This window comes from Pseudomonas sp. NPDC087639, assembly GCF_044743385.1.
Lineage (GTDB): Bacteria > Pseudomonadota > Gammaproteobacteria > Pseudomonadales > Pseudomonadaceae > Aquipseudomonas.
The window spans coordinates 221,622-234,171 of record NZ_JBIUWI010000001.1; the positions used below are offsets into that span (position 1 = coordinate 221,622).

Below are 12,550 nucleotides of genomic sequence, written 5' to 3' on the forward strand. Positions count from 1 at the left end.
TGGAGAATCTTTAAATGGCCAGCCAAGACATTATTGCCCGCTCGGCCACCACCACAGTGCCGCCGTCGGTGAGGAATCAGGAGGCGGTGGCGAAACTCATCGACACCACCAAATGCATCGGCTGCAAGGCCTGCCAGGTCGCGTGCTCGGAATGGAACGAGCTGCGCGACGAGGTTGGCCACAACCACGGCACCTACGACAATCCGCAGGATTTGAGCGCAGAAACCTGGACGCTGATGCGCTTCACCGAGCACGAAACCGACGCCGGCAACCTCGAGTGGCTGATCCGCAAGGACGGCTGCATGCATTGTGCGGAGCCGGGTTGCCTCGCGGCATGCCCAAGTCCCGGGGCGATCATCAAGCACGCCAACGGCATCGTCGATTTCGATCAGGACCACTGCATAGGCTGCGGCTACTGCATCACCGGTTGCCCGTTCAACATTCCGCGGATTTCGCAGAAGGATCACAAGGCCTACAAGTGCACCTTGTGTTCCGACCGCGTTGCGGTAGGGCTGGAGCCGGCCTGTGTGAAAACATGCCCGACCGGGGCCATCGTCTTCGGCAGCAAGGAAGACATGAAGGAACACGCCGCCGAACGCATCGTCGACCTGAAAAGCCGCGGCTTCGACAACGCCGGGCTGTACGACCCGGAAGGCGTCGGCGGCACCCACGTGATGTACGTGCTGCACCACGCCGACACACCGAAAATCTACGCCAATCTGCCGCAGGATCCGGCGATCAGTCCATTGGTGGGCCTGTGGAAAGGCATCAGCAAACCGCTGGGTCTGCTGGCCATGGGCGCCGCGGTGCTGGCCGGATTCTTCCACTACGTGCGTATCGGGCCGAACCGGGTCGAAGAGGATGACCTGCCGACGCCCCCCGACACCTCGGTGCATGTCGTCGATCCAGCGGTGCACACCTTCGATCCACGCGGGGAGGACCGGCCATGAGCAACAAGACGATCCTGCGATATACCGCCAACCAGCGCACCAATCACTGGCTGGTGGCGATTCTGTTCTTCATGGCCGGGCTATCGGGGCTGGCGTTGTTTCATCCGTCGATGTTCTGGCTGACTCACCTGTTTGGCGGCGGGCCGTGGACGCGGATTCTGCACCCGTTCATGGGTGTGGCGATGTTCGTGTTGTTTCTTGGTCTGGTGTTCAATTTCTGGCGTGCCAACTTCTTCATCGCCAACGACCGGCAGTGGCTGCGGCGCATCGACCGGGTGCTGGTCAGCGACGAAGAAAGCGTGCCGGCGGTGGGCAAGTACAACGCCGGGCAAAAGCTGCTGTTCTGGACTTTACTGCTGTGCATGCTCGCTTTGTTGTTCACCGGGCTGGTGATCTGGCGCGCGTATTTCAGTGCGTTTTTCGGCATCACCGCGATCCGCTGGGCCATGCTCCTGCATGCGCTGGCCGGGTTTGTGCTGATTCTGAGCATCATCGTTCACATCTACGCCGGGCTGTGGATCAAGGGTTCGGTCGACGCGATGATGCACGGTTGGGTCAGCCGCGCCTGGGCGAAAAAACACCACGCACTCTGGTATCGCGACATCACCCGCGATGAACGCGATCCGGACGTGCCGGAGCGACCGATCACCAAAAAGGGCTGACCTTTGCCAACCATTCTCGAACCCGGACAAATCGAAGCAGCGGCCAGTTCGCCGCCGTTTCTGTATCTGCCACCGCACAACCTGTTTACCTTGCGCGCAGAGCGTCTGGAGCAATTGGCCGAAGGGCATCCGCTGGCCGAGTACCTGCGGCTGATCGCCGGTTTGTGCCGGGCGCAGCAGCAAGTGCTGGATGATCCACCTGCGACAGAACCGGTCGATCAGCAACGGCTTGAGCTGTGCCAGCAGCACGGCTTGCCGCCGTTCGCGGCTGATACCTTGATCCGCGAAGATGACTGGCAAGTCTGGCTTGACGCTTTGCTGCAACGCTATACGCCGCCCGAGCAACCCGCCGTGATCGATGCGCTCACCACGTTGCGCAGCGCCAGTCCCGGGCAACTGCGCGCCTGGGCCGTGGCGCTGGTCAGCGGCCAGTATTCGTTGGTGCCGGCGGCGCTGGTGCCGTTTCTCGGTGCGGCGTTACAAGCGGCATGGAGCCATTGGCTGCTCAGCGTCCCCAACCTGCAACTGACGCCAGGCAACAGCCTCAGCCAATGCCCGGCCTGTGGATCGCCCGCCATGGCCGGGGTTATCCGTCATCGCGGCAAACACAACGGTTTGCGCTATCTGGTGTGTTCGTTGTGCGCCTGTGAATGGCATGTGGTGCGGGTCAAATGCGTGTATTGCGAATCGAGCAAAGGCCTCGACTACCTGAGCCTTGAGGACGATCGCCACGCCGCCAATCAGGCGCCGCTGCGCGCCGAAGTCTGCCCGAGCTGCAACACGTATCTGAAATTGCTTTATCTGGAGAACGATGCCGACGGCGAAGCGCTGTCGGCGGATCTCACCAGCCTGTTGCTCGACATGCGTCTGGCCCAGGACGGCTATCAACGTCTGGCCCCGAATCTGTTGCTGGCCCCGGGAGACGAATGACCACAGCGTCTACACTCTGGCGCAGTGATCTGTTTTCGGGAGTGGCTGATGTCTTCGAGTGTTGCTCTGCGGTTGCCTTCCATTGATGGTTTGTTGCGTCACCCGGCGTGTCTGCCGCTGACCGAGCGTCATGGGCGTGAGGCGCTGCTGGCGTGTTTGCGGCAGTTGCTGGATGAACTGCGTTCAGACGTGTTGAACGGGCAATTGTCGGCCGTTGAAATCAGTCCTGAAGTACTTGCGGGCCGCGTCGGCGAGCGCTTGGCGCGGCAGCAATGCAGCAACGTGCGCCGAGTGTTCAACCTGACCGGCACGGTGCTGCACACCAATCTCGGTCGCGCCTTGTTGCCGGATGAAGCCATCGAAGCCGTGCAGATGGCTGCGCGTTATCCGCTCAATCTGGAATTCGATCTGGCCAGCGGCAAGCGCGGCGATCGTGACGATTTGATCGAAGGCTTGATCCGCGAATTGACCGGCGCCGAAGCCGTCACCGTGGTCAACAACAATGCCGCCGCCGTCCTGCTGACACTTAACAGCCTTGGGGCGCGCAAGGAAGGCATCATCTCCCGTGGCGAGCTGATCGAGATCGGCGGCGCCTTCCGCATCCCCGACATCATGGCCCGCGCCAGCGTGCGCCTGCACGAAGTCGGCACCACCAATCGCACCCATGCCCGCGACTACGAAGCGGCGATCAGTCCGCGTAGCGGTTTGATCATGCGTGTGCATGCGAGCAACTACAGCATCGAAGGGTTTACCGCCAGCGTGCCCACAGCAGAACTGGCTGAGTTGGCCCATCGGCATGGCTTGCCGTTGCTGGAGGATCTGGGCAGCGGCAGTTTGCTGGATCTGACGAGGTGGGGTTTGCCAGCGGAGCCGACGGTGCGGCAGGCGTTGCTGGATGGCGCGGATATCGTCACGTTCAGCGGCGACAAATTGCTCGGCGGGCCGCAGGCTGGATTGATCGTTGGGCGTAAAGAGCTGATCGCGAAGATCAAGAAAAACCCGCTGAAGCGCGCGTTAAGGGTCGACAAACTGACCTTGGCGGCGCTGGAAGCGGTGCTCGGTTTGTATCGCGACCCGGATCGTCTCGCCGAGCGCTTACCGAGTTTGCGCCTGCTGACTCGCCCGCAAGCAGACATCTTCGCCCAGGCCTCTCGTTTGCAACCGGCGATGGCTGAAGTCTTGGGTGAACCGTGGCAAGTCAGCGCCGTTCAGGCCTTGGGCATGATCGGCAGTGGCAGCCAACCGGTGGCGCGGTTGCCGAGTGCGGCGCTCTGTTTGCGCCCGCACGTCTCCAAGCGTTTGCGCGGGCGCTTCCTGCTCAATCTGGAAGCCGCGTTGCGTGCGTTGCCAATCCCGGTGCTCGGGCGCATCGACGACGATGCGCTGTGGCTGGATCTGCGCCAACTCGACGATGAGCCAGCGTGGCTGGCGCAGCTGCCGCAACTGCAGGTCGACCAGTGATCGTCGGCACAGCCGGGCACATCGACCATGGCAAGACGTCGCTGCTGCAAGCGCTGACCGGGCAGACCGGCGACCGCCGCCCGCAGGAACGCGAACGCGGCATGACCATCGACCTCGGTTATCTCTACGCCGAACTGCAACCCGGCGCCGGGCTGACCGGTTTTATCGACGTGCCGGGCCATGAAAAATTCACCCACAACATGTTGGCCGGCGCACAGGGCATTGATCTGGTCTTGTTGGTGGTCGCGGCGGATGACGGTGTGATGCCGCAAACCCGCGAGCATCTGGCGATTGTCGAGTTGCTGGGGATTCCCCGGGCGTTAGTGGCAATCACCAAGTGCGACCGGGTCGAGGCGGGCAGGGTGGAAGAGGTGCAGCGGCAGGTTCTGGATCTGCTGGAGGCCGGGCGGTTTGCCGAGGCGCCGATAGTACCCGTGTCAAGCGTGAGCGGGCAGGGTGTCGATGAGTTGCGTCAGGTTTTATTGGAATCACAAAGCGCAGTGCAGGCGCGCAGTCGTGAAGGCGGATTTCGACTGGCCATCGACCGCGCCTTCAGCGTTGCGGGGGCGGGGATTGTTGTCACGGGCACGGCGTTGTCGGGCGTGGTCTCGGTGGAAGATAGATTGGTGTTGGGCCCTCTGGGTAAAACCGTTCGGGTTCGCGGCCTGCACGCGCAGAATCAGCCGGCCGAGCAGGCGTTCGCCGGGCAACGGGTAGCCTTGAACATCAGTGGCGAGCGTTTGGCGCTGGAACAGATCCATCGCGGCCAATGGCTGCTGAGCGAGTGGCTGCACGCGCCGACGCAACGAGTCGACATCGAATTTCGCCTGTTGCCGGGCGAGCGCGCCTTCGAACACTTCCACCCGGTGCATCTGCACCTCGGCACACAAGACGTGATTGCTCGAGTCGCTTTGCTCGAAGGTTCACGCCTGAATCCCGGCGCGCGGATGTTCGCGCAACTGCTGATCAATACGCCGGTGCATGCGGTGAAGGGTGATCGGCTGATCCTGCGTGATCAGAGCGCGCAACGCACGCTCGGCGGCGGTCAGGTGCTTGATCCATTCGCCCCGGCTCGCCAGCGGCGGAGCCCCGAACGACTGGCACAACTTGAAGCTTTGGCTCGCAATGAAAGACTTGAACAGGCACTGTCGGTGTTGCTTGATCACAGCGCTGGCGGCCTCGATCCGCAGCGACTGGAGCGCCAGTTCAATAGACTCCGCACGGATTGGGCGTTGCCGGAAAACGTCCGTCTTATCGACACCCGCCAAGGCCCGGTGCTGTTCAACGTCCAGCGCTGGGGGCAGTTGAAGTTCACGCTACTTGAGCAACTGGCGAAGTTTCATGAACTGGAACCCGACCAGATGGGGCCGGATCGCGACCGCTTGCGGCGCTTCAGCGGGCTGGCGCTGGAGCGTTCGACGTTCGCCAGTTTGCTCGATGAATTGCGCGACGCTGGCTCGATCAATGCCAGTGGGCCGTGGCTGCATCTGCCGGATCATCAGGTGCGCTTGAATGCCGAAGACGAAACCCTTTGGCAGCAACTGCAACCGCTGTTCGAACAGGCCGGATTTGATCCGCCGTGGGTGCGTGATGTGGCCAAAGCTGTCGGGCAGGACGATGCCGGAGTGCGCCTGCTGCTGCGCAAACTGGCGCGGTTGGGCTTGATGCACCAAGTGGTGCGTGATCTGTTTTTGTGTGACGAGCAATTGCGCCAAATGGTGGAGGTGTTGTTAACGCTGGCCAGGGAAAATCCGCAGATCCAGGTGACAACCTTCCGCGATGCGCTAGGCTTGGGACGCAAGCGCTCTATCCAGTACCTCGAATACTTCGACCGCCTCGGCCTGACCCGACGCATCGACGAGGCCCGGCAGATCCGCCAAGACAACGCACTGGCCAACCCCGGCGCGACTTGAGTTCAAGGAAGGCAATCGCGCCCGGTGGCGCGGCCGGGCTTCAAACCCGGTTGGGGACGGCATCCGTTCCCGGGCAGGTTCGACTCCGGCTGCCTTCCGCCATTTCGAGAATCGTTCCCCTTGAGATTTCTGCTGCTCATTCATGTGCAGGGCGGCCATCACGTGCTCGCGGGTGGCATTTAAGATTGCTCTTATTCACGCCTTTGAGATTAGTGGTTTAAATGCTCGGTCAAGTGATCTGTTCAAGAGTCACGAGCGGCTACGATCGAGGATTTTATGAAGTTATGGATTGCGCTTTTGGCGTGGTTTATCGTTCCGAATGCATGGGGTTATTGTGTCTTTGCTTTAAGCGACGACTTGGAAAAGATTCGAGATTATGGTGCTCACGGACCAGGCTCGCAGTTTATTAATACACCTAGAGATGCTACCGGTTTGCCGGTGATTTACACTGAATCGTTGCCAGTCGTGGGCAGCAAAATGATAATTACATGCCCATTCAAAGAGACCTTGGGCCTGAGACTAAATCCTGCCATTGGTGCGCAGCCCAACTTCAGCACTTCGCTTTTCCGATTGAAAGACACCGGGATTGCACTTCAGTTCTTCCTTGATAGCAACGCTGCCGCACTGATCCCCCTCCAATTTAGCGATACGTCTATGTGGTTACGCACGAAGATCCCCACGCCGGCTCCTCAATTGCGTGTGGTACAAACCGGGCCGATCAAGGAAGGGGCTGTGATCCCGGCGGGACTGCTCGCCTCATTGGTATCCAGTGACGACCAAACGTTTGCAACGTTCAATTTGTCGAACCCTGTCTATATTGTTGCAGGAGCCTGCAAGACACCTAATGTCAGTGTCGACATGACACGGGACAACAAAACCAGTTCATTCAAGAAAGTCGGGAGCAAGACCAATCCTGTTGCATTCAATATTCAATTGGTCGAATGCCCCAACTTTCTGAAGACAGTCAAGTATTCAATTAAGGCAAACACGAAAATTATTGACGCAAATAAGGGTGTTGTTTCACTGGATGCTTCTTCTACCGCGAAGGGTATAGGACTGCAGGTATCAAGGGGGGATGATCAGCCAGTGGTGATTGGAACAGAATACAACTTTGCTGGATATGATCGCGCGGGCGGCGATTTCAATATCCCTTTCAGTGCATCGTACATTCAAACCGATGCATCAATAGAGGCAGGAATCGCTGACACTTCTCTGACGTTCATCATGAGTTATCAATGAGTATTTGAACCTTACGCAAGACACCGAAAAATCACTAGACTCTTGCTTCTCAATTGCAGGAGCCTGGGTTGATTCTTTTTCGAGAGTAGGGGAAGGGTTGCATTGCAGCAGCCCGTTTTTGTCTCGTTTGGTTTCATGCCAAGGTATCATTAATCATCGCAGCCAAAGTTACAGGTAGTTTATCAGGAACATGATTTCAGAGTTCGCGGTTCCTGCCTTGATGGGCCCGGTTCCCAGGTTTATATATTTAGCGGAAAGCGTTTGGATAAAGGTACCCTGGCTATCTCTTGAGGATAGAGGGTAGTCCTTGTCGAAAGTGATGGCCTTACCCGAATCGTCGGTGATTTGTATGCCGATATTTTTTGCATTAGAAGCTTTATTCAATGAAATAACTCCGCTGGACCCATCTATCACCTGAGTGAGAGGTTTCAGGCTAAAGGTCATTCCTTTGGTGCTTTTTGGGCATTCCGTAATAGATACAGAGAAGCTTTTCGATAGGCTGTCGCCACTCGAATCATAAACTTCATGAATATAATGGCTACCCATGTCGACCACTACGGGTTGCACCTCACAAGCGCGTTCATAAAATCCGCTATTGGTAGTGGTTTTGAATATATATGAATCTACGCCACCGTCACTTTGCGTAGCGATCTGTCCAGAGGGCAACTGGTGGACTGAGTCAATTTTTCCGGTTTTAATGACTCGCAGGGTAAAACGGGTGTGGGTGTAACCCCACATGCCTTCGCCCAGGGACGTGGTGCCGTAGGATGTCAATAGATTACCATCAGTGCCTTCGATGCTAAAAGAAAGTCCGGTGGTGCCCAATCGAAATAGCCTTTCGCCTGCAGCCGGATTGCTGTACCGGGGAATAACTCCTGAGGGACTATTGCCGCTGCATATTACTACTGGGTAACGGCTCACTGAAGCAGATGTCGAAAATAATACGGTATTTATTGGAAGACCGGGTTCGATAGCTTGCCAACGCCCAGTTCCTGCGAACATTACAACTGCAGAGCCTGTACCTTCCTTGAATCGACAGCTGGCATTAGAAGTATTCCAACAGATTAATGCAGCCATCGGAATGAATAAAGTAAGTATTTTTTTGTGGGTCATGCTAAATCCTTTCGAATAGGTCAATTGATTTTTTACTGAAAGAACCTTTCACCGGGGGTCGTGATACTTTGGGGGGGGGTGATTGTTGTTTTTTAGTGCTGTTGGCTGACGGTGCGCGCTACTTCCCAGGCAGACAGACTAGCCGGTAAGTTTCGTAGTTTCGGTTTTTATCCTGCGCTGGTAATACATAAGGCGCCTGGCATTGTTTTTCGCCCCATTTTATATTGATCACGCCTTGCTCTTTCTCCATCAATGCCAACGCTTTCCCACTCGGATCACTGAGCGACAGTTGTTTACCTTCGCTGTCCTCAAGTACTGCGCCAAACGGTAACGGCTGTTTCTGCGCGTCGAACAGTTCAAATTGCACGCGCCGGCCGGTCTTGCCGGCATAACGTGCCTTGACCACCGCACCACGGCGCGGCACGCGTTGTTGGCTGGCGTTGTCGATTTCGAGATCGGCACCGAGGTCGCGGGTGTCCAGGGTGATCCAGTTGACCCGATAGGGTTGCGCACTGGGGATCACCGCATAGCCATTTCGGCCGGTGGTCACACCGCTGTAGCTGCTGATTTTGGCGTCCTTGACCCCCGGCACTTCAACCAGGGCGAAGGTTTCGCCCACCGTCTGGCCAAGGTTTATGCCGCCGGCATGGGCCACAACCGATCCTGATGCATTAAGGCTTTGTGATTTATAACCACGGCCCTCGCTATAGCCCAGGCTCAAGTCGCCCACTGATGTGCGGGTGTTGAGATTGAACGATCCTGAATTGCCGCCACTGGAGCTATTCCCGGCCTGTACGGAGTAGAAGGTATCACCGGTTTCCGAGACATAACCGTTGATACCGGCCTGCGTGCTGCTGTTGTTTTTCTGACGGGTAGTGGTCATGAAAGCGCGAGGCGCGCGAATTTTTCTACCCAGCGGAAACGAGATTGACAGGCTCATTTGGGTGTCATTGCTGGTCGAACCGTAATAGCCCTGATCTTGGGTATGCGTGACGCCGAAGTTGTAATTCAGGTCGCCCCAGTTATTGCTGTAGCCCGCAGAAATGCTCCTCGAACCGCCACGATTCCAATAGCGTTGATCGCTCGCCGTCAGATAGAGGTTGCCTAGCTGTTGATCCCGGTCAAGGCTCTGGTTGATGGTCAAGTCGGTGCGGGTTTTCGAGCTGCCGCTGCTGCGCGCGCCGTCATCACTGATGGCCTGTACGTGTTCGGTCAGGGTACGAAAACCCTCGGTTGAATAGCGGTAGGCCGCCAGGGTGAAGCTGGTGTTGGTGCCCGTGAACGTTTTCGCATAGAGGGCACGCACGCTGTCACCTTGGGTGGTTACGCCGCCAACCTCGCTGGTGGAGTGGGTCATATCCAGTGAAACCGCGCCCAATGAGGTGTTTTTGCCCATACCCAAGCCCAGCGCTTTGTAGCCATCACTGACCTGAACACCGGCGATGCCGGTCAAATTGCTGGTGAGGCCGTACGCCAGTGTGCCGCTGACCAGTTGCGGGTTTTTCTCACCCTCGGTGTGGCTGGTGTATTCACCGGCCGAGACGCTGTACTTCAATTGACCTTCACGCACCATGATCGGTAGTGCGGAGAACGCCTGGCGGGTGACGTGACGGCTACCGTCGGCTTCGATGACGGTGATTTCCAGATCGCCGTTGGAGCCACTGGGGTAAATGTCGCTGATCTCGAACGGCCCCGGCGGTACGTTACTGGTGTAAAGGATGTAGTCGTTCTGGCGGATTTCCACCTTCGCACTCGTCTGCGCTACACCCCGAATGACCGGGGCGTAGCCGCGTTCGCTGTCAGCACGCATGCCTTCGTCTGACGCCAGTTTCAGGCCACGATAGCGCACGCTGTCGAACAGATCAGGATCAGAAAAGATATCGCCCGCACTGAACTGGCCCTTGATCGCCGTGACGTCATGCTGCAGGTAGGTGCGATTGCTGGTGAAGGTATTCGGGCGTCCGGTGCCGGTGCTGAAGTTGGATTCATTGCGCAGGCGCCAGCCAGCGAGGTTGATGCCGTTGCGCAGCCCCAGGTTGTTGGAAATCTTGACGCCGTAATCGCCAGCATTGCGATTGGTGTTGAGTTGGTAGTTGATGAACGCCGCTGACACGCCTTCGTCCCACAACTCGGGAGCGACATAACCGCGAAGGCCTTTCTCCATCGACATCTGCGGCACGCTGACGGCCAGGCGCAGATGACTCGCGTCGTAACGCACGCTGGCCTGATCAATCATGCCGGGTAAGTCATAGCAGGCTTGCGGCTCGTCCGGGTTGAACGTGCCCTGCGCCTGAAGTTTATTCAGATCGATGCCCAGTTGTTTGAGCAGATCGAACGTCAGGCACGGTTCAACCCGACCATTGATAGCGTTGCGCATGAAATCGATATCGCGCCGACCGACCAGCACTTCATTGCTGTAAAGATCGACCCGATAATTGCCAGGCACCACGCTGTCGGCTGCCAATAGCAGCTTGAGGTCGACATTGGACTGCGCACCTTGCAGGAACGTGGTGTTGTAATCGTCCAGTTGCAAATCTTCATCCGCGCCCAGCACGAGAGTGGGCAGGCCAATGAAAATGGCCAATGCCAGCGCATTGAATGCTGTCGAATCAAATGCCTTGAGCGCATATGAATTGCACGCGGGCTTCCCTGAACAACTTCCGGTTTTGTTTAGAGTGGAAAATGGCATGCAATAAAACCTGTATCGGCGCTCACAACTCAATCGCTGGCCGAGCGCAAGCGAGCACCTGGTTTAAAGGTGCTTGCGCAAGGACGTGTTACTTGGATTCAGTCGGTTCGGCGTTGACGGCTTGGCCGTTGATCAGCGACGCCTGGTAATGACTCATCGCCCCGTAGTCATTGATGCTGGAAAAAGTCAGGCGCACCGGGGGAGTGGCGGATGGGAAGCGGCTCAGCGAAAACCTGGCTTCCGTTCCCGGTCCGACCATCTTCGTTTCCAGTGCAAATTCACTTCCTTTCGAATCCCGAAGTGCCAGATCCGCCATTGATACGTGGTACGCACCGGGGTTTTTTACAATAAGAACGGCATTGCCGTTTTCTTGTGTGACTTGCCACTGCAATTGGGTCGGCGCCAGGATTGGGTCGCCGGGCAGGCCAGGGGGACGGAAAAAAACCTTGATCCGTTGGCGCACGGCCAATTGCAAGGTATTGGCAGTTTTGGACGCTTGCGGGATCTCCTGGACATTAAGCCAGACCACCGATTCTTTATCGGTTGGCATGCCTTGGCCTTCGTAAAGAATGCGAAGAAGTTGTTGTTCTTTGGCAAATACACGGGCCAATGGCGGTGTTACGGCGAACGGGGTCGCTTTATCACTGGTGTCTTCCCGGTCGATCCAGGATTGAATCAGCGCATCCTGGTTGCCGTTGCGCACGGTGATATTGGCTTCTTTATGAGCCCCATCAAACACCACTCGCGTGGCACTCAAGGAAATACTACCCAATGCCTGTGCACTCACCAGCAGTGCCAGGAAGGCGAAAATGAATTGACGCAACATAGTGGTTACCGCTGTTTCAATATAAAAGGCGAGGCCGAGGCCTCGCACGAACTCAGGCAGGCGCCAGGGACTTATTCGTATTCGAGAATGAAGGGCAGGGTGGCATCGCCACGACCGGCAGTAGCTTCTCCCTTGCCTGTGGTGACGTAGGCGGCAGAAAAGCTCAGTGTGCTGTCGCCACCGAACTCGCCAGCGCCATGCATGCCGGCTTCGATACGAGCGTCGTCTTTGTTGCTCAGGTTGATTTGCACGCCGTTACTGTCCAGCAACGCAATACCGACGTTGGTTGCCGTGCCGTTGCCAGGGGTCAGTGCCAGCAATTTGTTGTCGTTAGGGACAAAACCGGAGCCGCCGCTGCTCGGATCGAAGACCATCGCGACTTTGGTGCCTTTGTTGCAGTTGACGTTGAGGTTGAAGTGGTTGCCGGCGACACGCCCGGCTGCCGGGTTCTCAGCAGTGCCCATGTCTTTGATCGAGACATCGCCCATATTGACGGCGATCACTCGATTGGCATCGCTGCCGTCGACGGAGCAGGCATCGTTGTTGATTACGCCAGTAAAGCTGATTTGGCCGCTGCCACCCTGTGTTGGTTTTACTGGATCTTCTGCGAGCGCGTTGCACGAAGCACCCAATACTGCACAAGCAAGAAGAGTAAGGGAGAACTTTTTCATCATGATGTCCATTTATATGAAAGTGAAATGTGCTGAATGAAATTGCATGAGCAAGATAGTCAGCGAGCACTTTCGAGGACATCAGACGAATCTTAA

General features: G+C 57.2%; 10 protein-coding genes and 1 tRNA gene. 7 read left to right on the forward strand and 4 right to left on the reverse strand.

Annotated features, from left to right (window positions below; translation table 11 throughout):
- Positions 1-14: 14 nt before the first annotated feature.
- The 7 genes from fdxH to ACIOVB_RS00960 all read left to right on the forward strand — a co-directional run bounded on the left by fdxH (position 15) and on the right by ACIOVB_RS00960 (position 7,155).
- Entirely contained in the window at positions 15-950 is a 936-nt protein-coding gene (gene fdxH / locus ACIOVB_RS00930) for a formate dehydrogenase subunit beta (RefSeq protein ID WP_401264047.1), read from the forward strand.
- Complete coding sequence (locus tag ACIOVB_RS00935) at positions 947-1,612, forward strand: formate dehydrogenase subunit gamma (protein ID WP_401264049.1); 666 nt, start codon at positions 947-949, stop codon at positions 1,610-1,612. The genes fdxH and ACIOVB_RS00935 overlap by 4 nt, the downstream gene beginning before the upstream one ends.
- A 3-nt stretch (positions 1,613-1,615) precedes the next feature.
- Entirely contained in the window at positions 1,616-2,542 is a 927-nt protein-coding gene (gene fdhE / locus ACIOVB_RS00940; RefSeq protein ID WP_401264051.1) for a formate dehydrogenase accessory protein FdhE, read from the forward strand.
- 48 nt (positions 2,543-2,590) lie between these two features.
- A complete protein-coding gene (selA, locus tag ACIOVB_RS00945; RefSeq protein ID WP_401264052.1) occupies positions 2,591-4,003 on the forward strand; it encodes an L-seryl-tRNA(Sec) selenium transferase in 1,413 nt (470 codons plus the stop codon).
- Positions 4,000-5,916, forward strand: a complete 1,917-nt coding sequence (gene selB / locus ACIOVB_RS00950) for a selenocysteine-specific translation elongation factor (RefSeq protein WP_401264054.1) — start codon at positions 4,000-4,002, stop codon at positions 5,914-5,916. Before selA ends, selB begins: the two co-directional genes overlap by 4 nt.
- Positions 5,917-5,922: 6 nt before the next feature.
- A tRNA-Sec gene (locus tag ACIOVB_RS00955) sits at positions 5,923-6,018 on the forward strand.
- Positions 6,019-6,192: 174 nt separating this feature from the next.
- Positions 6,193-7,155 carry a fimbrial protein gene (locus ACIOVB_RS00960; protein WP_401264055.1) on the forward strand — a complete coding sequence of 321 codons (963 nt, stop codon included), beginning with the start codon at positions 6,193-6,195 and terminating at the stop codon, positions 7,153-7,155.
- 168 nt (positions 7,156-7,323) lie between these two features.
- Here the strand turns inward: ACIOVB_RS00960 and ACIOVB_RS00965 are convergent, their stop codons facing one another.
- From ACIOVB_RS00965 to ACIOVB_RS00980, 4 genes are all read right to left on the reverse strand, one after another.
- A complete protein-coding gene (locus tag ACIOVB_RS00965; protein WP_401264057.1) occupies positions 7,324-8,268 on the reverse strand; it encodes a fimbrial protein in 945 nt (314 codons plus the stop codon).
- 118 nt (positions 8,269-8,386) lie between these two features.
- Positions 8,387-10,957, reverse strand: coding sequence for a fimbria/pilus outer membrane usher protein (locus tag ACIOVB_RS00970; protein ID WP_401264059.1), 2,571 nt, complete (start codon positions 10,955-10,957; stop codon positions 8,387-8,389).
- A gap of 88 nt (positions 10,958-11,045) precedes the next feature.
- Positions 11,046-11,783, reverse strand: coding sequence for a molecular chaperone (locus ACIOVB_RS00975; protein ID WP_401264061.1), 738 nt, complete (start codon positions 11,781-11,783; stop codon positions 11,046-11,048).
- 71 nt (positions 11,784-11,854) lie between these two features.
- The gene (locus ACIOVB_RS00980) at positions 11,855-12,454 is read right to left on the reverse strand and encodes a fimbrial protein (protein ID WP_401264063.1); all 600 of its coding nucleotides are present in this window, start codon (positions 12,452-12,454) and stop codon (positions 11,855-11,857) included.
- Positions 12,455-12,550 lie beyond the last annotated feature (96 nt).